The sequence below is a fragment of the Amycolatopsis sp. NPDC104863 genome, assembly GCF_055582965.1.
Window position 1 is genome coordinate 15,715 of sequence record NZ_JBVJOW010000014.1, and the last position, 20,386, is coordinate 36,100.

18 protein-coding genes and 1 rRNA gene are annotated in these 20,386 nt (G+C 71.9%); 10 read left to right on the plus strand and 9 right to left on the minus strand.

Going from position 1 to position 20,386, the window contains the following annotated elements:
• Positions 1 to 88: 88 nt before the first annotated feature.
• Complete coding sequence (locus ACZ63J_RS46940) at positions 89 to 2,464, plus strand: sensor histidine kinase (RefSeq protein WP_465439965.1); 2,376 nt, start codon at positions 89 to 91, stop codon at positions 2,462 to 2,464.
• A 263-nt stretch (positions 2,465 to 2,727) separates the two neighbouring features.
• On the opposite strand, the gene ACZ63J_RS46945 is transcribed toward ACZ63J_RS46940, so the two are convergent.
• On the minus strand, positions 2,728 to 3,333 hold the full coding sequence (locus ACZ63J_RS46945; RefSeq protein WP_465313284.1) for a response regulator transcription factor: 606 nt from the start codon (positions 3,331 to 3,333) through the stop codon (positions 2,728 to 2,730).
• A 323-nt stretch (positions 3,334 to 3,656) separates the two neighbouring features.
• Positions 3,657 to 3,848, minus strand: a complete 192-nt coding sequence (locus ACZ63J_RS46950) for a hypothetical protein (RefSeq protein WP_465342480.1) — start codon at positions 3,846 to 3,848, stop codon at positions 3,657 to 3,659.
• 459 nt (positions 3,849 to 4,307) lie between these two features.
• On the opposite strand from ACZ63J_RS46950, the gene ACZ63J_RS46955 reads away from it, so the two are divergent.
• Both ACZ63J_RS46955 and ACZ63J_RS46960 read left to right on the plus strand, forming a co-directional pair.
• Complete coding sequence (locus ACZ63J_RS46955) at positions 4,308 to 5,057, plus strand: helix-turn-helix domain-containing protein (protein ID WP_465408755.1); 750 nt, start codon at positions 4,308 to 4,310, stop codon at positions 5,055 to 5,057.
• A gap of 249 nt (positions 5,058 to 5,306) precedes the next feature.
• Entirely contained in the window at positions 5,307 to 5,912 is a 606-nt protein-coding gene (locus ACZ63J_RS46960; protein ID WP_285449135.1) for a response regulator transcription factor, read from the plus strand.
• Here the strand turns inward: ACZ63J_RS46960 and ACZ63J_RS46965 are convergent.
• The 3 genes from ACZ63J_RS46965 to ACZ63J_RS46975 form a co-directional block, all read right to left on the minus strand.
• Positions 5,854 to 7,116 (minus strand): sensor histidine kinase, encoded by a 1,263-nt coding sequence (locus tag ACZ63J_RS46965; protein ID WP_465408753.1) that lies wholly within the window; start codon positions 7,114 to 7,116, stop codon positions 5,854 to 5,856. The two genes, ACZ63J_RS46960 and ACZ63J_RS46965, sit on opposite strands and share 59 nt — an antisense overlap.
• Positions 7,117 to 7,293: 177 nt before the next feature.
• Positions 7,294 to 8,718: a SagB/ThcOx family dehydrogenase gene (locus ACZ63J_RS46970; protein WP_465408751.1), complete on the minus strand. Its 1,425-nt coding sequence runs from the start codon at positions 8,716 to 8,718 to the stop codon at positions 7,294 to 7,296.
• Positions 8,719 to 8,767: 49 nt separating this feature from the next.
• Positions 8,768 to 11,083 carry a TOMM precursor leader peptide-binding protein gene (locus tag ACZ63J_RS46975; protein WP_465408749.1) on the minus strand — a complete coding sequence of 772 codons (2,316 nt, stop codon included), beginning with the start codon at positions 11,081 to 11,083 and terminating at the stop codon, positions 8,768 to 8,770.
• Positions 11,084 to 11,329: 246 nt separating this feature from the next.
• On the opposite strand from ACZ63J_RS46975, the gene ACZ63J_RS46980 reads away from it, so the two are divergent.
• From ACZ63J_RS46980 to ACZ63J_RS47005, 6 genes are all read left to right on the plus strand, one after another.
• Positions 11,330 to 12,019, plus strand: coding sequence for a winged helix-turn-helix transcriptional regulator (locus tag ACZ63J_RS46980; protein WP_465313290.1), 690 nt, complete (start codon positions 11,330 to 11,332; stop codon positions 12,017 to 12,019).
• Positions 12,020 to 12,168: 149 nt separating this feature from the next.
• Positions 12,169 to 12,747, plus strand: a complete 579-nt coding sequence (locus ACZ63J_RS46985; protein ID WP_465408747.1) for a hypothetical protein — start codon at positions 12,169 to 12,171, stop codon at positions 12,745 to 12,747.
• Complete coding sequence (locus tag ACZ63J_RS46990; RefSeq protein ID WP_465408746.1) at positions 12,744 to 14,072, plus strand: copper resistance CopC/CopD family protein; 1,329 nt, start codon at positions 12,744 to 12,746, stop codon at positions 14,070 to 14,072. The genes ACZ63J_RS46985 and ACZ63J_RS46990 overlap by 4 nt, the downstream gene beginning before the upstream one ends.
• A 127-nt stretch (positions 14,073 to 14,199) precedes the next feature.
• Complete coding sequence (locus ACZ63J_RS46995) at positions 14,200 to 14,925, plus strand: MgtC/SapB family protein (protein ID WP_465408745.1); 726 nt, start codon at positions 14,200 to 14,202, stop codon at positions 14,923 to 14,925.
• Positions 14,926 to 15,045: 120 nt separating this feature from the next.
• Positions 15,046 to 15,894: a M protein gene (locus tag ACZ63J_RS47000; protein WP_465408744.1), complete on the plus strand. Its 849-nt coding sequence runs from the start codon at positions 15,046 to 15,048 to the stop codon at positions 15,892 to 15,894.
• Between the two features lie 4 nt (positions 15,895 to 15,898).
• A complete protein-coding gene (locus ACZ63J_RS47005) occupies positions 15,899 to 16,600 on the plus strand; it encodes a CPBP family intramembrane glutamic endopeptidase (protein ID WP_465408743.1) in 702 nt (233 codons plus the stop codon).
• 103 nt (positions 16,601 to 16,703) lie between these two features.
• Here ACZ63J_RS47005 and ACZ63J_RS47010 read toward each other — a convergent pair whose 3' ends face one another.
• The 3 genes from ACZ63J_RS47010 to ACZ63J_RS47020 form a co-directional block, all read right to left on the minus strand.
• A complete protein-coding gene (locus ACZ63J_RS47010) occupies positions 16,704 to 16,985 on the minus strand; it encodes a metal-sensitive transcriptional regulator (protein ID WP_257920172.1) in 282 nt (93 codons plus the stop codon).
• A 66-nt stretch (positions 16,986 to 17,051) separates the two neighbouring features.
• Complete coding sequence (locus ACZ63J_RS47015) at positions 17,052 to 19,175, minus strand: heavy metal translocating P-type ATPase (protein ID WP_465408741.1); 2,124 nt, start codon at positions 19,173 to 19,175, stop codon at positions 17,052 to 17,054.
• Complete coding sequence (locus ACZ63J_RS47020; RefSeq protein WP_465313297.1) at positions 19,172 to 19,378, minus strand: heavy-metal-associated domain-containing protein; 207 nt, start codon at positions 19,376 to 19,378, stop codon at positions 19,172 to 19,174. Before ACZ63J_RS47020 ends, ACZ63J_RS47015 begins: the two co-directional genes overlap by 4 nt.
• 78 nt (positions 19,379 to 19,456) lie before the next feature.
• On the opposite strand from ACZ63J_RS47020, the gene cobF reads away from it, so the two are divergent.
• Positions 19,457 to 20,221 (plus strand): precorrin-6A synthase (deacetylating), encoded by a 765-nt coding sequence (gene cobF, locus ACZ63J_RS47025; RefSeq protein ID WP_465408739.1) that lies wholly within the window; start codon positions 19,457 to 19,459, stop codon positions 20,219 to 20,221.
• A gap of 79 nt (positions 20,222 to 20,300) precedes the next feature.
• Here the strand turns inward: cobF and rrf are convergent.
• Positions 20,301 to 20,386 (minus strand): 5S ribosomal RNA (gene rrf / locus ACZ63J_RS47030); the annotation flags it as partial.

The window sequence follows — 20,386 nt, forward strand, 5'->3', positions numbered from 1 at the left end:
AGGATGGCCCGGAAGCATGCACACCGAGCTCAGCCCGGACCACTCCTCCGCAGCTGTGCGTCGCCGACTTGCCGGAGGGTCGCCGCACATGTCTCCGGTAGCCGCACTCGACCCTGAGTCCAGCCGCTCCGCCGTCGCCGAGGCCAGAGGCACCAGCAGCGTCGACCGGCGCCCGAAGCTGGCGGCCTACCTCGCCGCCGCCATGATCACGGTGATCGTCGCGAGTTTCGGCTTCCAGCTGCTGGCCGCGATCCTGCCGTTGCCGTTCACCCGGCTCGAGACGGCCTACGCGGTCGCCGCGGTCGTCGTGCTCCTGGCCGTGCAGCTGCTCTACTACAGCCGGCCGTCGGTCCGGCTCGGCTCCACGACGAGCCGGCTGCTGCTGATCGTCCTGGCCGTGCTGGGCTACCTGCCGGTCCTGACGTTCGACGCCCTCTGGGTCGCGATGCCGGTGTTCTTCGGCGGCGCGGTCCTGCTGGTGCTGCCGCCGCGGTTCGCCTGGCCGCTGTTCGTCCTCAACATCGGCGCCCTGACCTGGGTCGAGCTGCTCTACGACCCCCCGCTGCTGGCGGTGTACACGGTCGCCGGCGCGATCTTCTACAGCCTGGCGTTCGCGCTGCTCACGCGGCTGGCCCGGTCGATCAGGGAACTGCACCGGGCCCGCGCCGAACTGGCCCAGCGGGCGGTCGCCGAACAGCGGCTCGTCTTCGCGCGGGACCTGCACGACCTGCTCGGCATCAGCCTGTCGGCCATCGCCCTCAAGGGTGAGCTGGTGCACCGCCTGCTGCGGAAGTCGAGCGACCAGGCCCAGGCCGCGCTCACCGAGATGACGGCCACGGCCCAGCGCACGCTCTCCGACGTCCGGGCCGTGTCCCACGGTTACCGCGAGCTGTCGCTGGAGAAGGAGTTCCGCACCGCCCAGTCCCTGCTGACCGCGTCCGACATCGCCGTGCGGATCCACCTGGACCAGGGCGAGCTGCCGGTCCAGGCCCGCACGCTGCTGGCGAAGGTGCTGCGGGAGGGCGTCACGAACGTCCTGCGGCTCGGCGAGGTGGAGCACTGCGAGATCGAGGTCCGGCGGCACCGCGGGCAGGTCAGCCTGGCGATCGTCAGCGACGGCGTCGACCCCGCCGAGCTGCCCGACGAGTCCGACCTGCTCGCCCGCCTCCCGGCCGAGGTAGCCGCGCTGGGCGGGTCGGTGACCACCGGGCTCGGCGACGACGGCCGGTTCCGCCTGCGGGTCGAGCTGCCCCTGCCGGAGACCGTGGAGCCGGTGGTGCCGGCCGGCGACCGCGACGAGCGGAACCAGGCCGAGTCGCGGCAGGTCCGGCGGCTGCTGCCGGTCGCCTTCACCCTCCTCGGCCTGGCGGCCGTGCTGCACGAGCTGCTGCTGACGTCGAACCCGTGGCACATCGCGCTGGTCACGGGCTCCGTGGCGGCGTTGCTGACCCTGCAGTTCGCCTACTTCAACCGGCCGGCCACCCGGCTGCGCTCGGCGCAGAGCGTCGCGATGCTGTTCGTGCAGGCCTGCCTGATCTACCTGCCGCTGCTGCCGCTGCAGCACGACTGGGCCAGCCTGCCGTCCCTGCTCATGGGCTGCGGGCTGCTGGTCCTGCCGCCGACCGCCGGCTGGCTGCTGTTCGCCGCCAACACCGGCGTCTACCTGTGGCTGCAGTACATCGCCGGCCAGGCCGGGCAAGGAGCCCTGTACGCGGTCAAGTTCTCGATCGGCACGGTGGTGGGCGGCCTGATCGTGTTCGCCATGCTCTGGCTGGTCCGGCTGGCCGCCGAGCTGGACCACAGCCGGCGCCGGCTGGCCGAGATGGCGGTCGCCGAGGAACGCCTGCGGTTCGCCCGCGACCTGCACGACCTGCTCGGGATGAGCCTCTCGGCGATCGCGCTGAAGAGCGAGCTCACCGCCCGGGTCCTGCCGCTGGACCGCAACCGGGCGACCGAGGAGCTGGTCGAGATCCTGGGCCTGACCAGGCAGGCCCTGTCGGACGTACGCTCGGTGGCCAGCGGTTACCGCGAGCTGTCCCTGGACAGCGAGACCCGCTCGGCCCGCTCGGTGCTCGCGGCGGCCGACGTCCGGGTCCAGATGGAGATGATCTCCGACGAGCTCCCGGCCCCGGTGCGCACGGTGCTGGCCGTGGTGCTGCGCGAGGGTGTCACCAACGTGCTGCGGCACAGCCGGGTCGAGACCTGCGAGATCGCGATCCGCCGCACGGACGGGGGCGTCACGCTCGACATCGTCAACGACGGTGTGACCGAGGAGGACCAGGAGCCGCCCGCCCGGCCAGCGAACCCGTCGTCCGGCAACGGCAATGGCAACGGCTCGGGTGGCGGCCCGTCGGGCAGCGGGATCGGCAACCTGTCCCACCGCGTGTCGGGTCTGGGTGGCGAGCTCACGGCGGGGGTCGAGTCGGGCGGCCGGTTCCGGCTGCGCGCGGTCGTCCCGGTCTGAACAGCTCCAGCCCCAGCCGAATCCGGCGGCCGGGTCGAATCCGGCGGCCGATCACAACTACGCGCGGCCGTCTCGGGCTGACCGAGCCCGGCCGGGGTCGTGTCCGAGGGCGATTCCGCCTGCACGTGTCCCCCGTCCGACCCGCCCGGCCCGAGTCGAAACCGGCGATCGGCCTCAGCCCGACCAGGCCCAGCCCAAGTCAAACCTGCGGCCGCCCCCGCCCGACCAGGCCCAGCCGATCCAACCGGCCGGGCCCGTAGCCGTCAGAGCCAGCCCGACTCCCGGGCAAGCCTGATCGCATCCACCCGGTTGCGCGCGCCCAGCTTGGCCACCACCGTGGTGAGGTAGTTGCGGACCGTGCCCGCGGACAGGTACAGCCGGGCGGCCACCTCGACCGTCCCGTACCCCTGCGAGGTCATGCGCAGCACGTCGAGCTCACGGGCGGTCAGCGGGCAGTCGGCGCTGTCCCACGCCGCCAGCGCGAGGTCGCCGTCCACCATGCGGCGGCCGGCCACCACTCCGCGCACGGCGTTGGCGAGCTTGTCCGGGGGCGCGTCCTTGAGCAGGAACCCGCCCACCTTGGCGTCCAGCGCCCGCCTGAGCGTCCCGGGCCGCCCCAGGCTGGTCAGGATCAGCGTGTGGCACTCGGGCAGCTGCTCGTGCAGCTCACCGGCGACGGTGATGCCGTCCTTGCCCGGCAGGTCGATGTCGATGATCGCCACGTCGACGGCCGCGGAGCGCGCCGCGGGCAGGATCTCCGGCCCGGAGGCCACCTCGGCCACGACGTCTATGTCGGGCTCCAGGCGCAGCAGCGCGACGAGCGCGCCGCGGACGATGTGCATGTCTTCGGCTACGAGCACTTTGATCACGAAGCGCCTCCGCCTTCACGAACTCCCCCAGTCCCCAGAAAACACAGTTAAACATTTGAAACGAGTTACTGGTTCACCCGATCGGGGGTCGCCGGGAAAAGCACAGCGAGAAGCCCGAAAACCACGCTGGGTGCGCCGAACGGCAGTCAGCCGACTACCCGACGTGAGGAAAGAGAACGTTTGCAAACAGACGGTAAAAACTTTTCCATGGACACCGGCAGTGAGTGGCCGGAACGCGAACGAGCCGGCCACCGGGACGCCGAAGCGTCTTCGATGACCGGCTCCCCACGGAGCGGACCAGCACGAATACTGGTCCGTACCAGTCAGGCTGCCAGCTCCACCTCGTACGGCACGTCGGCGCCGGTGAAGCCGATCGTGTCGCGAACGGGGGCCGAACCCGCCGGCAGGTCGAAGCGGTCGATCACGAGGCCGGATTTGATCGCGACAACCTTTTCGGTCTCGATACCGAACTCGGCGAAAAGGGCGCGGACATCAGCGGAAAGCTGTGCGGACATTTATGGACTCCCAGTGGCGAAGAAGAATGCTTCACGTGACTTAAATAGTCCGCCACAGGGTGTTCCGGAGCCAGTGCCCGCGTCATCGGAGCACCGTGTTTTATGCCTACTCCGTGTGTCGCCGGTCACAGGGCCGAACGGGCCAGCAGAGGGCACATTCCGGGCCCGAAAGGGGTAATTTCGTCACTTTGCGCGGTCGAACGAGTGCGCAGCGCGTACGCCGCACCCCTCGCACATGACGAATGCATACCCGCTCACCCCCCGCCGAACACCCCGGGCCCGGGCATGTGCAAAACGCATGTCCGCACCCTGTGAAATCCATTCGCAACGGTGCACTGAGCACTTAAGAAGTAGACGCCTCCGGTTCTACAGTTCTGGCATACCAACATTTGCCACCGTCGATCGCGCTTCACTGGGGAACGCGTCCGGCAGGCACCGGCGAGCGGAGGGACGGCCACCATGGATGACATCGCGCGGCAGGCCGTGGCACGCGCCATCATGACCATGCGGGACAACCTGGGCGAACGCCTCACCATCGACGACCTCGCCCGGGCCGCGATGTTCAGCAAGTTCCACTTCACCCGCGTCTTCCTGCGGGTGACCGGGCTGTCGCCGGGGCGGTTCCTGTCCGCCCTGCGGCTGGCCGAAGCCAAGCGGCTGCTGGCGACCACGGGGACCTCCGTGGCCGACATCAGCCACCAGGTCGGTTACAACAGCGTGGGGACGTTCAGCGCCCGCTTCAGCGGCAGCGTGGGCCACTCCCCGCGGGGCTACCGGCAGCTTCGCGGCCGGCAGCCGGAGATTCCCGAGCGGGACGGCGTGACGGCGTCCGGCCGGACGGTGCGCGGGCACCTCTGGCACCCGCCCGCGGTACAGACGGGGCCGGTGTTCGTCGGCCTCTTCTCGGCCAAGATCGCCGAAGGCGCGCCCGCCGCGTACACGATCCTCATGGGAGCGGGCCAGTACACGCTGACCGACGTGCCCGTGGGCTCGTGGTTCGTCATCGCGCACGCCTACGGCTCGTGCCCACAGGACGAAACCGGCCCGCGGCCGATGACCGGGCTCTCCGGCCCGGTGACCGTGCACCGCGACGTCGCCGCGAGCCTGGTCGACGTCCGACTGCGGCCGCGGCACGGGTTCGACCCGCCGGTCCTGCTGGCGCTGCCCGACCTGCGCCACGCCCCGGCCCGGCGCCCGGTCGCCGTCTAGGTTCCACCACGCCCCGAAGGGCACTTTCCTCGCATCACGGGCGGGAAGGTGCCCTTCGCCGCTGCCGGGGGACCGGACGGGCGACCACACACCACAAGCGACACTGCGCGACGGCGGAATTGCCGTCGCGGAAGGCGCGGCGGCGCTACTCGCACCCGTCCGGCCGATCGGCGAAACCTCGGGCGACAACGTTGTATGGCGTACAATTCCGGACGGGAATTGACTCGGCTGGGGGATGCGAGGAACAACGTGATCAAGGTTCTGCTAGCCGAAGACATGGACATGGTCCGCGGAGCCCTGGTTGCCTTGCTGAGCCTGGAGTCCGACATCGAGGTCGTCGCCGAGGTGGACTCCGGCGACGAGATCCTGCCCGCCGCCAAGTCGACCCGCCCCGACGTCGCCGTCATCGACATCGACCTCCCGGGCAAGGACGGGCTGACCGCGGCCACCGAGATCCACGAGCACCTGCCCGAGTGCCACACCCTGATCCTGACCAGCCTGGGCCGTCCCGGCACGGTCCGCCGTGCGCTCGACGCGAAGGTGAACGGGTTCCTGCTCAAGGACGCCCCGTCGGACAAGCTCGCCAACGCCGTGCGGTCGGTCGCGATCGGCCGGCGCGTCATCGACAGCGAGCTCGCGCTGTCGGCGTGGGAGGCCGACGACTGCCCGCTCACCCCGCGGGAGCTGGAAATCCTCGCCCTCGCCGCGCGCGGGCGCAACGTCGCCGACATCGCCGCGGACCTCTTCCTGTCCCCCGGCACCGTCCGCAACTACCTGGCGGCGTCGGTCACGAAGCTCAACGCTCGCAACCGCGTGCACGCGATCCGGATCGCCACCGACGCCGAATGGCTCTGAGCGGCGCCCAGACCGGGTGATCCCGCCGACGCCGCACGTACGGCTCCAGCGGCACGGCCGCGCGCAGCACGTGCCGGCCGCCGGGCTGCGCCCCCGCCACGAGCTCACCGCCGACGTGCCGGACGCGGTTGGCCAGGTTCCGCAGTCCCGCACCGTGTTCCCCGCCGTCGTCGCCGGTTCCGCCCGGCACGACACCGTCGTTCGTGACGCCGTCGTTCGCCACGCGTAGCCACGCTTCACCCCTCGTGACCCCGAGCGTGACTTCGCACCACGTCGCTTTGCTGTGGCGCACCACGTTGGTAGCGCTTTCTCGCAGGACTGTGGCGAAGGTCGTGGCGACCGGCTCGGGGAGGTGTTCCGGCAGCTTCTGGCCGAGGCGCACCTTCGCCCCGGCCGTCTCCAGCAGCGCGGCCGCCGCCCGGATCTCGTCCGCCAGGCAGAGGTCCCGCTTCCCCGCCGCCACCGACCGCACGTCCGCGAGCGCCTCGCGGGACATGGTGACCAGCTCGGTGAGCTCGTGCTGCGCCAGCTCCGGCTTGGTCTCGACGAGCCGGCGGACCAGCTCGACCTTGAGGGTGATGGCGGACAGGCTCAGCCCGAGCAGGTCGTGCGTGTCCTGGGCGAACCGCTTCCGCTCTTCGGCGACCACCCGCGCGGTCAGCGCACGCCGGCTGGCCTCGCGTTCGGCGGCCAGCAGGGCCGACCACGAGAGGCCGAACAGGGCCACCGCGGCGGCGGCCGTGAATGCCGTCGCGTGCAGGCCGTTCGCGACGGACATCTCCGACGTCCCCACCTCCGCGATGAGCACGCCGATCCCGCCCGGGACGACCACGAGCAGCGGCACCGAGACGAGCGGTTTGGCCACCAGCAGGACGCTGCCCAGGAAGAAGCAGCCGAGCACGCTCCACTCAGCGCCGAAGTACAGCACCGGCACCGAGCCCAGCACGGCCTGCAGCGCCAGCGAGAGGCCACGCGCCCGGCCGCGCCCGTACCCGAACCACGCCAGGTGCACCAGGATCAGCGCGACGGCGCAGACGCACGCCACGGCCGCCGCCGGCCACGACCGCGTCGCCCGCAGCGGGTCCAGCAGGCCGAGCAGGCCGACGCCGACGCAGACGGCCGTGTGCACCCCGCGCACGAACCGGGCCGGGAAGTCGTCGTCGCGCGGCCGGCCGGCGTCGCCGGTGCGCGGATCGGCGGGCACCGCCTCCCTCGGCGGCACGAGAGCGGGCGAGCGGAGTCTTGCCTCGTGCAGTCGCGCGGTTGTTGTCACGCAGCGCCTCCCCAGAAACGCGCCGAGCCCCAAACCCCAGTAATGCAATCTATCAGCCGGAGCGAGGTTCTCAGATCGCCGTGACGGGGTATTTCGGGCGGCCGGACGTCAGCCGGGGAAGTCCAGCACGCACTCGCCGACGCTGACTTCGGCCGGCCACTCGAGCTTGAGCGCCCGGTCGACGCGGTCACCGGCGTCCACCGGCACCGCGTGCGCGGCCAGTCCCATCGCCTTCGCCGACAGGTAGAACACCTGCTGGAGCGCGCCGAGGTGCAGCAACGTCGTCGCGTACGCGGCGCCGCCGAGCGCCCACGCGAGCCGGGACATCCGCGCGGTCATCGTCAGCAGCGCCGACGGGCGGCGGTGGCTGCCCGCCGCGATCATCGCCATGTCCAGCAGCGTGTCGAGGACACCCGAGTCGTCGTTGATGAGCGTGAGCGTGTGCCACTGCGGGTCGTAGTGGTAGATGCCGCGGGCGAGGTCGGCGCAGCGGTTGACCCCGACGTAGATCTCCAGCTCGTACAGGCAGGCCACGCTGAAGTACGGCCGCTGGGACGCTTCGTGCGACGGCCCGCCGGGCAGGTGCGCCGGCCCGATCGAGCGCACCCGCGCCGAACGGAACAGGAACTCGCCGAGCTGCCGGGCCGCGAGGGTCCGGTCGCCGAACTCCGGGCAGCTGTGGTCGCCTTCCAGCAGCGTCGTCAGCGTCGGGTCCTCCGCCGCCAGGACGGCCGGGTCCGGCCGGTGCAGCGGGAACGTGGGCCCGCCGGTGCCGGGCTTGACCACCGGCTGCTGCTCGCCGGCCTCCTGGACCGTGGTCCGCAGCCAGGTCCGGCTGCGCGAGTGGAACATCAGGTCCGGGTGCGACCAGGTCGAGGTCTCCGGGTCGCCGAACTCGGCGAACCGGCCCCGCGCGTCGGCGAGCAGCACCACCCCGGCGGCGACGAGGAACTCGACCACCGCGGCCACCACCGGCTCGGCCAGCCCGCTGGTCTCGGTCAGCTGCTCGACGGTCTTCGGCGCGGCGAGCGCGGAGGCGACCAGCACCGCGGGCGGCCGCAGCAGCGCCACCTTGTACGGCGCTCCCGGCGACTCCGCCAGCAGCGCGCCGTCCTCGGCCCGCAACGCGGTGAGCCGGGACAGCCGGACCTGCCGCCCGGCCGGCAGCGGGCCCTCCGGGAACACCGGGGACTGCGTCACGGGGATCGCCGACAGCAGCGGCCCGCGCCCGTCGTCGGAGGCGAGGGAGTGCACCACCGAGCCGGACAGCCGGGCGAGCACCTTGCGCAGCGACGAGTGCCACGCGTCGCTGCGTTCGCCGCCGGAAACGGCCAGGTTGGCCATCGACACCGGGCCGAGGGCCAGCCGGCCGAGTGCCTCCCGGACGCCGTCGGCGGTGTCCGGGAACTCGTACTCACCCCACCAGGTGATCGCGACGAGTGACCCGTCGTCACCGGCCTCGAGCAGAGTGTCTTCGGTCAGCGACCACAGCCGGACCGTCTCGGCGTGCCCTCCCGGGCTCTCGGCAGTCAACACAACTCCTATGTTCACGACGGATTCGTCGTTCGACGCACACAGTGTGCTAGAGGAACATCGGGAACGGGTTGAGCCGCTCGTACGGCGTCGGTTCCGCCAGCCGGCCCAGCCGCACCGGGACGTCGAACAGCCGGCCGGGCGCGTACCGGGCCCAGAACGGGCGCAACCCCGGCGCCAGCACCTTGACCACGGGCAGCCCGAGGTCGGGCCGGCTCTGGTCGAGCACGAGCAGCTCGGTGCCCGCGGCGGCCAGGACGCGCTCGAGCGCCAGGACGTCGTCGCGCACGTCCATGCGGTGCACAAAAGGGAAGTCCGCCATGGTCCGCATCCGCTGCCCCGCGGCCGGCCGCAGGTACGGCTGGTTGGCGACGGTCGCGTACTCCAGCCAGCGGGCCGCGTCCGGGTCGTCGAAACCGTGGCCCTGCGAAAGGAGGGCGGGCAGCATCTGGTTCAGCTCGGTGACCGCGCGCCGCAGGGCGGTTCGCGGGTCGAGGTGGGCGCCGAAGCCGAACATGATGTGCTCGTGCGGGCCGTCGGTCCGGCGGGACAGCGCGACGAACACCGGCACCCCGAGGTCGGACGTCACGTCCAGCACCCACAGCTGCCGGCCGATGGCGGCGTAGTGCCCGGCCGTCTCGTCCAGCCAGCTGTCGCCGAAGGAGCCGAGGTCCACCCCGGCCACCGGCGTGCGGTTGTACCACCACAGCGCGACGGCGTCGCGCTCGATCAGCTCGAGCGTGCCCTGCAGGATGGCGTCTTCGAGGCTGCTGCCGGCGGCCGCGCCGTTGGAGTCGGCGTAGATCCCGCGGAGGCCGCACCGCGACGGCGTGCCGTAGTACAGGAAGCCGGTGGGCAGCAGCCGGCGGCGGCCGGCCAGCGACCAGACCGGGGTCCAGTCCACCGGAGCCGACGGGTCGAACCGGTCGCCGACGTGCTGGAACGTCCCGTGCGCGGCGTTCCAGGCGGCCCGCTCGCGGTACTGGCGCTCGGCGAAGAGCATGCAGTCGTTGGGGTGCACCGCCTCGGCGCCGAGCTCGTCCATCGACGCCCGGACGCGCAGCTCGTCACCCTGGAAGTTGCCGGAGAAGCGTTCCGCGGCCTCGCAGAGGGCGCCGACCTCCGCGTCGATCGGGCCGACTCCCTTGCCGCCGTTCTCGGTGCGCAGCCCGGCCTGCATGCCGGCCATCCCGGTCATCCCGCGCGCCACGTTGAACCCGGACCGGTAGGCGTTGACGAACGGCGGCGCCCCCGGGTCGCGCCGGATCTCCTTGATGATGCCGGTGATCGGGCTGACCAGGTGCCCGTAGCGCTCCAGCGTCTGCGCGGGGGTGGCGGTGCGGTGCCCGCCGCCGCTCGACGTCGTCTTGCGCGCCGGCTCCAGCCGGATCGGCCGGGCCGCCTGCGCGGCCATCAGCGACGTGTCGCCGCAGCCGGCGCACTGCGGCCGGCGCCGGAGCTCGTGCAGCTTGCCCTGCAGGTCCAGCGTGTCGAGCACCCAGACGCTGTCCTGGCCGCCGTGCCGGTAGCCGGCCAGCCACTTCCGGGCCTCGAGCGCGATCAGGTGCGCCGCCGCGGCGGTCAGCGACGGCAGGGCTACGGCGGGCCGCCGCGCCGGGCCTTCGTGGCCGAGCAGCTCCTGGGCGCACGCCTCCGCGTGCCGGTGCCCCCAGAGGCGGCTGGTCAGGCAGTGCCAGCACGCCGACTCGCCGGGCCGCAGCACCGGCCCGATCCACACCTGCGCGGCGAACGGCCGGGCCAGCAGCCACGGCCGGCCGGTCCGCCGGTGCTCGGCGTCGAGCTCGCCCAGCCGCGGGTCGAGGTAGTCGGTGCACAGCACGATGCTCAGGTCCGCCTCTTCGGGCGCCGACCCGGGCGGGGCGATCTCGAGGGCGGCGTCGGCCAGCGCGCGCTCGACCGGGCCCGTGTCGACGTCTTCGCCGACGGAGACCAGCCGGACCCCGGAGCCGGTGGCGCGCGTGGCGACCGAGGCCGCGTCGATGCCGCAGGCGTCCCAGTAGGCCAGCTCCCGCTCGTCGGCGGCCGGTTCGGGCGCCGGGCGGACGGACACCAGGCCCGCGTTCAGCAGCTCGGCCACGATCGCGGCGACCTCTTCCGGCGCCATGCCGTCGGGCCGGGCCCGCAGCACCTCCCGCAGCTCCCGGGTGCCGTCCAGCAGCGGCGCGAGCGACTCGATCCGCGCGCCGCGCATCGCGATGACCCCCTGCTCGGAAAAGAGGTACGCCCCCTTGCCGGCGGACACCTCGGCACGGAGGTGGCGCTTGAAGGCGAGTACCGGGGTCCCGGCGGGCGGGGCCTCGGCTCGCCGGGGAAGCGGGGCGGGCTGGACGGCTGATCCGCTCATCTGCACTCCAGTTTCCGGTGCGCGCGATCCGAGAACCTGGATTCTTCTCCGTGGCCCCGACCTGCGGCCAGTGCGCCGTCCACGGAAGCGGGCGTGCAAAACGCACGACTTTTGGTGGGAAACACACGTTTGACCCGGGTGTTGCGCACTGGTCGCCGTCGCCGGTGCTTCGTCACTCTGGATCGCGAAGGGCAGTGCGCGGGCTCCCGCCCGGCCCGTACCCCGAGACCCAAGTGAGGATCGAGTATGACGACCACTCGCACCTACGGCCAGTTCTGCGGTTTGGCCCGTGCTCTCGAGATCATCGGCGAGCGTTGGTCCATGCTCGTCATCCGCGACCTGATGCTCGGCCCGAAACGCTACACCGACCTGCAGCTCGGGCTCCCCCGGATCCCGGCGAGCATCCTGTCCTCGCGGCTGAACGAGCTGGAGCAGGCCGGGGTCGTCCGGCGCCGGGTGCTGCCGCAGCTCGACGCCGGCCTGGTCTACGAGCTCACCGAGTACGGCAGCGAGCTCGACCACATCATGCTGGACCTCGGCCTCTGGGGCGCGCGTTCGCTCGGCTACCCGACCGACGGCGACGTCTTCACCAACGACGCCGCGATCCTCTCGCTCTACGCGACGTTCCAGGAGGAGGCCGCGCGCGGCGTCCACGTGACCTACGTGCTGCGCCACAGCGACTCGCTGATCATCCACGCGATGGTGGAAGACGGCACGCTCAAGGTGAGCGGCGGCGACCACCCGGCCGCCGACCTGGTCATCGAGCCGCAGGGGCCGGAGCTGATCGACCTGGTCAACGGCAACCTGACCGCGGCCGAGGCGATGGCGACCGGCCGCGTCCGGATCGAGGGCGAGTTCGAGCACCTCGAGCTGTTCACCAAGCTGTTCCGGATCCCGCCGAAGCCGGAGATCGAAGACGGCCTGGCGATGCACTGACCCCCCTCGCCACCACGGAAACGGTCGCCACCCACCCCGGGTGACGACCGGTTCCGCGTAATTGGGCAATCTGGAGTAACCGGATCGGGGCCCCGGCCACCTATCTTCGAGGAAGCCGACTTTTCGGTCTTTCGTGAAGGAGCATGTACATGTCGACCTCCGAGCTCGTTCGGCCGGCCGGCTTCCTGGGGACGTTGAACGGGAAGTACCACAACCGGGCCCTCACGGTGTTCATGGTGATCGTGATCGGGCACTGGGCCGAGCACGTCGTGCAGGCCTTCCAGATCTACGTGCTGGGCTGGAAGACGCCGGACGCGCGCGGCGTCCTGGGGATGCCCTTCCCGTGGCTGATCTCGCAGGAGTGGCTGCACTACGGCTACGCGCTGGTGATGCTGGTGTTCCTGTGGGTGCTGCGGCACGGCTTCGCCGGGCGCTCGCGCCAGTGGTGGAACCTGGCGCTGGGCATCCAGTTCTGGCACCACATCGAGCACCTGCTGCTGTTCATCCAGGCGCAGTCGGGCTGGCGCCTGGCCGGGCAGAAGGTGCCGACGAGCATCATCCAGCTGCTCGTGCCGCGGGTGGAGCTGCACCTGTTCTACAACACGATCGTCACCATCCCGATGATCGTGGCGATGGTCCTGCACCGGCGGGCCTCGGTCGCGGAGCACGAGCTGACCGGCTGCACCTGCGGCCTGCCGAAGCACCAGTCGGCGCTCGCCGCGTCGTGAAGCGCGCGCTGGCCCTGCTGGCCTTCCTCATCGGCTGGCTGGTGCTCGGCGCCACCCCGGCTTCCGCCCACGTCGAGATCATCTCGTCGACCCCCGGGGACGGCGCCCGCCTGAGCGCGGCGCCGCCCCTGGTGTCGGTCACCCTCTCGGAGAACATCGGCATCCAGCCCGGGTCGATCAAGGTCGTCGACCTGAGCGGCCGCGAGGTCGAGTCCGGGCCGGTGTTCCAGCCCGGCGACGTCGCCGAGCAGGTCGCCGTGCGGCTGGAGCCGACCCTGCCGGACGGCTCTTACCTCGTCGAATACGCGTTCGTCTCGGCCGACTCCCACCCGGTGCGCGGCACGTTCGCGTTTGTCGTCGGCACTGGGCCGCTGGTGACGTCGGCGGGCGCGGTGTCGGCGGCGACCGGCACCGACGCCGGCGTCAACACCGTGTCGACGGCGGTGCGCTGGCTGGCCTATCTCGGGGTCGTGCTGCTCGGCGGCCTCGCGTTCGTGGTGCTGTGCCGCCCGGCGGCCCGCACCGACCCCCGCGCGCGGGGGCTGCTGCACTGGGGCGCCGGCCTGGTCGTGGTGACCACGGCGGCGACCTTCCTGCTGCAAGGCCCGTACGCGGCCGGGCGCGGCCTCGGCGCCGTGACCGACCCCGGGCTGCTGGCGGACACCCTGCGCGTCGCCTACGGGAAGCTGCTGCTCCTGCGGCTGGCCGCGGTCGCGGCACTGACTGTGCTGCTGCCCCGCCTGCTGCGGCCCGGCCTGCCCGACCGCCTGCGCGCCCGCTACGAAAACCTCCTGATGGTGACCGGCTTCCTGGTGCTGCTGACGTTCTCGGCCACCGGCCACCCGGTCACCGACCCGGTCATGTTCGTCTCGGTGACCGCGGACCTCGTGCACTTCGGCGCGATCGCGATCTGGGCGGGCGGGCTGGTCCAGCTCGCGCTCGGCCTGTACCGGCCGGCGCCGGGCGAGGACCTGGTGCCGGTCGCGGACAAGTTCTCGCGCCTCGCGGCGGGCTCGGTCACGGCGATCGCGATCAGCGGCGCGGTGCTCGCGCTGCGGATCATGCCGTCCCTGTCCACCCTCTGGACCAGCACGTTCGGCCTGCTGGTGCTGCTGAAGATCGCCGGGTTCGCGGCGCTGCTGGCGGTGGCGAGCCGATCGCGTCGCGCGGTGCGCCGCGGGCTGACCGGGCCGGAAGAGGGCAGCACGAAGACCGTGACGACGAGCCTGCGCAAGCTGCGGCAGGCGGTCGCGGTGGAGGTCGTGCTCAGCGTGGTGGTCCTCGCGCTGGCCGCGCTGCTGACGGTGACCCCGCCCGGCGGCTGACGCCGTCCACTCCGGACGCCCGGCGCAGTGCGGCGGCGCGCGTCCCGCCCTGGCACGATCAACTCCTGTCGGCTCGATATCCCCAGGTGGCGGCCCTGCGCGCCGCCCGCCGGGGAAGGCAGGGAGGATGATCTTGCCCACACTGTGGTCCACCTCGGCGCAGTGGGAGCTGCTGCCGCCGGTCCTGCTCGCGCTGGTGCTGAGCGTCGCGATCGGGCTCGAGCGCGAGGCCGGCATGAAGGCCGCCGGCCTGCGGACGCACAGCCTGGTCGGCGTCGGCTCGGCCGTGTTCATGCTGGTGTCGAAGTACGGCTTCGCCGACCTGCTCGGCACCGACCACGTCGCGCTCGACCCGTCGCGCATCGCCGCGCAGATCGTGTCGGGCATCGGCTTCATCGGCGGCGGGCTGATCTTCGTCCGCCGCGACGCCGTACGCGGCCTGACGACGGCGGCGACGATCTGGCTCACCGCCGCGGTCGGCACGGCGTGCGGCGCCGGGCTGCCGGTGCTCGCGGTCGCCACGACGATCGGGCACTTCGTGGTGACAAGGGGCTTTCCGCCGTTGCAGCGGTTCGTCGCCCGCCACCGCCGCGAGCCACCGGTGATCCAGCTGAGCTACCTCGACGGCCACGGCGTGCTGCGCGCCGCGCTCGCCGCCTGCACCGGGCGGGGCTGGAGCGTGCAGCACGTCGACGTCGACCACGAGTCTCTTTCCGAAGAGGGGCAACGGATCGCGGTCGTGACCATGCGCCTCGACGGTCGTGGTGATCTTTACGACCTGGCCGCCGAGCTCGCCGAACTGCCCGGCGTCCGGAGCACGTCCACCGGTCCCGGGGAACCGCTCGACGAATGATCACCCGCCCGGGCGGCGCGCGGGGCCGGGTTTGCGGCACACTGGGGTGCACACGGAAATCCCCGGCACCGCAAGGAAAACGTGCGGCCGAGGAGAAACCATCCAATTCGGAGGTGAGGCATGGCCCCCGGCGGTGGCGAGGACGTGGCGCGCACGCGGCCCGGATTCGACCTGGCGTGGCGCGGTTTTCATCGCGCGCAGGTCGTCGAATACGTCGAGTGGGCCGAAGCCGAGATCCAAAGACTCACCGCAGAACGCGACTCGGCGCGGCGGCGCGCGGAGTCGCTCGCGGAGGGCAACCGTGAGCTCCGGGTGAAGATCGACCGGATCAGCCGGACCCCGATCGAGCCGGACGCGCTGCAGGAGCGCTCGCGCCGGATGATCGAGCTCACCCGCGAGGAAGCGACCGAAATCACCGCGCGCGCAACGGAAAACGCCGAACGGATCCGGCTCGAGGCCGAGCGCGAGGCGGTTCGGCTCACCGAGAAGGAACGCACGCTGGTCGCCGAGGCGGAGGCCGAGGGCGAGCGCCGCCGGGTGGAGCACGAGGAGTTCGTGCGGGCGGCCGAGCAGCGTCGCCGTGAGCTGGACGAAGCCGCGGCGCACCGCCGCGCGCAGCAGGAAGAGGATCACACGCGCGCGATGACGATCCGCCGTGCGGACGCGATGCGTGAACTGGCCGAGCAGGAAGCGGCCGCGCGGGCGAAGGCGGACCAGCTGGTCGCGGACGCGACCAGCCGCGGCGAAACGCTGGTCGGCGCCGCGGAACGCGAGGTCGCGGCCCTCACCGAGGTCCGCGACAAGCTCCACGCGAGCCTCACCGGCTGCCGTGATCTGCTGGCCGAAGCGGCCGTCGCGCTCGACGAACAGCCGGCGCCGTTCGACCCCGAAGCCACGCTCCCGATGTCGAAGAGAGTCCCGGTCCAGCGACGATCACCGGCGGACGACCTGTCGGACGCCGTAGGCTGAGTGCTTGGCCAGAGTTTCGCAGTACTTCCGGGTGTTCGCCCTGCTCGTGGCGGTGGTGACGCTGGCCGCGTCGACCACGCTGGCCAACCGCGTGCTGCCCGGCTGGGCGTACCCGGTGTGCGGAGTGGTGGCGGCGCTGGTGCTGGTCGCGCTGGGCCGAGCGGCGGGCTGTTCGTGGCGCGACCTGGGCCTGGGTGAGTTCCGGCGGCCGTTGCTGGTGGGCCTGGCCGGAGCGGCGCTGGTGGCGGTGGTGTTCGGCGTCGCGCTGGCGGTGCCGGCGCTGCGCACGGTGTACCAGGACGGCCGCGTCGGCACGCCCGACTTCGGCCAACTGCTGTGGCTGACCTGCGGCCGGATCCTGTTCGGGACGGTCCTGATCGAGGAGATCGCGTTCCGCGGAGTCCTCCCGGCGCTGCTGGGAGCAAGCGACGACCGCTGGCGCTGGCCCCCGATCCTGGGAGCGGCGGCCCTGTTCGGCCTGTGGCATTTTCTGCCGGCACTGGCGATCGGCCGCAACGCGGCGGTGCACGCGGTGTTCGGATCAACGCCGGTGGTCGTGCTGCAGGTACTCGCGATGGCGGCGGCGGGGGTGGCGGGGATCTTCCTGCACTGGTGGCGCCACACGGGGCGCGGAGTCTTGGCGTCGGTGATCGTGCACTTCACGACCAACGCGGGCGGGCTGACCTTGGCGGTGCTGGTGCGCTAGGGGACGAACGCCGGACAGCCGGCTGCGTGGGATGCGCCGGACGGTCGCGGGTTGTCTGGTCAGCGGCTGCCGAGCCCGGCGATGGCCTCCCCCTCGCGCCGACCTACGAGCGCACCAACCGCGCGATCGCGTCCGAGGCTTCGCGGACCTTCAGATCCGCCTCTTCGCCGCCGTTCGCCGCCGCCTGGACCACGCAGGTCGCCAGGTGCTCGTCCAGCAGCTCCAGCGAGAACGACTGCAGCGCCTTCGTCGCCGCCGAGACCTGGGTCAGGATGTCGATGCAGTACTTGTCCTGCTCGACCATGCGCTGCAGCCCGCGGATCTGCCCCTCGATGCGGCGCAGGCGCTTGAGATAGGCCTCCCGCTCGGTGCCGTAACCCGTCATCGCCCACCTGTCCCGTTGTCGGCATCCCTCGACGTCGACTATACCCTCCCCACGTATCGGCGGGGGTCAGCGGAACCGGCGCAGCCGGAGGCTGTTGCTCACCACGAACGCCGACGAGCACGCCATCGCCGCGCCCGCGATCATCGGGTTGAGCAGGCCGAGCGCCGCCAGGGGCAGCGCCGCCACGTTGTACGCGAACGCCCAGAACAGGTTCCCCTTGATCGTCGCCAGCGTCCGGCGGGCCAGCCGGATCGCGTCCGGCGCCGCGCGCAGGTCGCCGCGGACCAGCGTCAGGTCGCCCGCCTCGATCGCCGCGTCGGTGCCGGTGCCCATCGCCAGGCCCAGGTCGGCCTGGGCGAGCGCGGCCGCGTCGTTGACGCCGTCGCCGACCATCGCCACCACGCGCCCCTCGGCCTGCAGCCGCCGGACGACGGCGATCTTCTCCTCGGGCAGCACCCCGGCGATCACCTCGTCGATCCCGGCTTCGGCGGCGATCGCCCGCGCCACGCCCTCGTTGTCGCCGGTCAGCAGCACCGGCGTCAGCCCGAGTTCGCGCAGCTCGGCGACCGCCCGGGCGGACGTCGGCTTGATCGTGTCGGCGACGGCCAGCGTGCCGCGGACCTCGCCGTCCCAGGTCACGGCGACCGTCGTCACTTCGCCGCCCGGCGCGCGCCCGACACTCACGGTGCGGCCTTCGACCAGGCCGGACACCCCGACCCCGGCGGTGCTGCGGAAGTCCGTGACGGCGGGCAGCACGCCGAACCGCTCCCGGGCGGCCTCGGTGATCGCGCGGCCGATCGGGTGTTCGGACGCGGCCTCGACGGCGCCCGCGAGCCGAAGCACCTCGCCGTCGCCCTCGACGAGCGTCATCCGGCCGGTGGTGACGGTGCCGGTCTTGTCGAGCACCACGGTGTCGACCCGGCGAGTGGACTCGAGCACCTCCGGCCCCTTGATCAGGATGCCCAGCTGCGCGCCGCGGCCGGTGCCGACCAGCAGGGCCGTCGGGGTCGCCAGGCCGAGCGCGCACGGGCACGCGATGATCAGCACGGCCACGGCCGCGGTGAACGCCGCCTCCTCCGGCCCGCCCGTCGCCAGCCAGACGACCAGCGTGGCGAGCGCGGCGAAGACGACGGCCGGCACGAACACCGCCGACACGCGGTCGGCGAGCCGCTGGACCTCCGCCTTGCCGTTCTGCGCCGCCTCGACGAGTCGCGCCATCTGCGCCAGCCGCGTGTCCGCGCCGACCCGGGTGGCCCGCACGAGCAGCCGCCCGCCGACGTTGACGGTGGCGCCGGTGACCGCGTCACCCGGGCCGACCTCGACCGGCACGGACTCACCGGTGAGCATGCCGGTGTCGACCGCGGAGCCGCCTTCGACGACCACGCCGTCGGTGGCGATCTTCTCGCCGGGCCGCGCCACGAAGACGTCGTCGACCTTGAGCTCGGTGATCGGGACCAGGCGCTCTTCGCCGCCGCGAAGCACTGTGACGTCCTTCGCGCCGAGGTCCATCAGCGCCCGCAGCGCGGCGCCGGCGCGGCGCTTGGAGCGGGCTTCGAAGTACCGGCCAGCCAGGATGAACGTGGTCACGGCGGCCGCGACCTCGAAGTACAGGCTGTCGCCGGCCGTGCCGGAGCTGATCAGCTCGAAGCCGTGGCGCATGCCGATCTCGCCAGCCATGCCGAAGAAGAGCGCGTACAGCGACCACACGACCGAAGCGATGACGCCGAGTGAGATCAGCGTGTCCATGGTGGCGGTGACGTGCCGCAGGTTGACGGCGGCGGCGCGGTGGAACGGCCACGCGCCCCACGTCACGACCGGGGCCGCGAGGACCAGCGAGACCCACTGCCAGTAGTCGAACTGCCAGGCGGGGACCATCGCGAGCGCCACCAGCGGGACGGTGAGCACCGCGGAGAGCAGCAAACGTTTGCGCAGCGTGCCCGTCTCGTCGGGCGCTTCCGGCTCCGGGAGCCGCGCGGAGTACCCGGCGGCTTCGACCACGGCCTTCAGATCGTCGACCGACAGCTCGCTCGGGTAGCTGACCTGCGCTTTTTCGGTCGCGTAGTTGACCGTCGCGGTCACCCCGCCGACCTTGTTGAGCTTGCGCTCGACGCGGGCCGCGCAGGACGCGCACGTCATCCCGCCGATGGCGAGCTCGACGCGCTCCGCGGTGGTCACCTCGGCCGGGCTCACGCGACCAGGCGGTAGCCGGCCTCGGTGACCGCCGCGGCGACGGCGTCGGCCGCCAGCGGGACGTCGCTGGTCACGGTCACGCGGCCGCTCTCGACGTCGACCTCGACCTGCCGCACACCGCTGAGCTCGGAGACCTCTTCACGGACCGAGCTGGCGCAGTGCCCGCAGGTCATGCCCTCGACGGAGTAGGTCGTCTCGGTCATCGGCAACTCCCTTCGTGCTTTTTCCTTTATACCCCTTGGGGGTAGGGGTTCTCCATCGGGTCCCGTCAGACTCGCGGCATGCGCAAGCTCTACGCGATCGGGATCGGCGCCGGCGACCCGGACCACCTGACGGTGCAGGCGATCGACCGGCTCAACCGCGTCGACGTGTTCTTCGTGCTCGACAAGGGCACCGAGAAGGCCGATCTGGTGCGGCTGCGGCAGGAGATCCTCGACCGGTTCGTCACGCGGCCGGGCTACCGGGTGGTGCTGGCGGAGGACCCGCCACGCGACCGCACACCGGCCGACTACCGGGCCGCGGTCGCCGACTGGCACGCGGCGCGGGCGGCGGTGTACGAGGAGCTGATCCTCGCGGAGCTGGGGCCGGCCGAGACCGGGGCGTTCCTGGTGTGGGGCGACCCGTCGCTCTACGACAGCACGATCGCGTTGATCGAGGCTGTGCTGGCGCGGGGGAAGGCCGAGTTCGAGTACGAGGTGATCCCGGGGATCAGCAGCATCTCGGCGCTGGTGGCCCGGCACCGGACGACGATGAACCAGATCGGCCGCGCGGTCCAACTCACCACGGGCCGGCGGCTGCAGTCGGGCTGGCCCGAGGACGTCGACGACGTCTTCGTCCTCCTGGACGCGCACACAACGTTCGACCGGTTCGCTGCCGACGGGTTGGAGATCTTCTGGGGCGCCTACGTGGGCACGCCCGACGAGATCCTCATCTCGGGTCCGCTGACCGCGGAGCTGGCTTCGGAGATCCGCGAGCGGCGGGCGAAGGCTCGTGAGGAGCACGGCTGGATCATGGACACGTACCTGCTACGCCGGCGGGCCGACTAGCCCGGCAGTTTTCGGGCATGCAGAAAGGGCCCCGGGAGAACCATCACTGGTCCTCGACCGGGGCCTTCCTGTTCGTTAAGTTCGGCGGTGTCCTACTCTCCCACAACCCTTCGGTTGCAGTACCATCGGCGCTGTCAAGCTTAGCTTCCGGGTTCGGAATGGGAC

Bases quoted from the DNA above. Each gene is read 5' to 3' on its own strand.
- ACZ63J_RS46940 (WP_465439965.1), top strand. From the start codon at position 89: ATGTCTCCGGTAGCCGCACTCGACCCTGAGTCCAGCCGCTCCGCCGTC.
- ACZ63J_RS46950 (WP_465342480.1), bottom strand. From the start codon at position 3,848: ATGTCCGCACAGCTTTCCGCTGATGTCCGCGCCCTTTTCGCCGAGTTC.
- ACZ63J_RS46955 (WP_465408755.1), top strand. From the start codon at position 4,308: ATGGATGACATCGCGCGGCAGGCCGTGGCACGCGCCATCATGACCATG.
- ACZ63J_RS46975 (WP_465408749.1), bottom strand. From the start codon at position 11,083: ATGAGCGGATCAGCCGTCCAGCCCGCCCCGCTTCCCCGGCGAGCCGAG.
- ACZ63J_RS46980 (WP_465313290.1), top strand. From the start codon at position 11,330: ATGACGACCACTCGCACCTACGGCCAGTTCTGCGGTTTGGCCCGTGCT.
- ACZ63J_RS46985 (WP_465408747.1), top strand. From the start codon at position 12,169: ATGTCGACCTCCGAGCTCGTTCGGCCGGCCGGCTTCCTGGGGACGTTG.
- ACZ63J_RS46995 (WP_465408745.1), top strand. From the start codon at position 14,200: ATGATCTTGCCCACACTGTGGTCCACCTCGGCGCAGTGGGAGCTGCTG.
- ACZ63J_RS47000 (WP_465408744.1), top strand. From the start codon at position 15,046: ATGGCCCCCGGCGGTGGCGAGGACGTGGCGCGCACGCGGCCCGGATTC.
- ACZ63J_RS47010 (WP_257920172.1), bottom strand. From the start codon at position 16,985: ATGACGGGTTACGGCACCGAGCGGGAGGCCTATCTCAAGCGCCTGCGC.
- ACZ63J_RS47020 (WP_465313297.1), bottom strand. From the start codon at position 19,378: ATGACCGAGACGACCTACTCCGTCGAGGGCATGACCTGCGGGCACTGC.
- cobF (WP_465408739.1), top strand. From the start codon at position 19,457: ATGCGCAAGCTCTACGCGATCGGGATCGGCGCCGGCGACCCGGACCAC.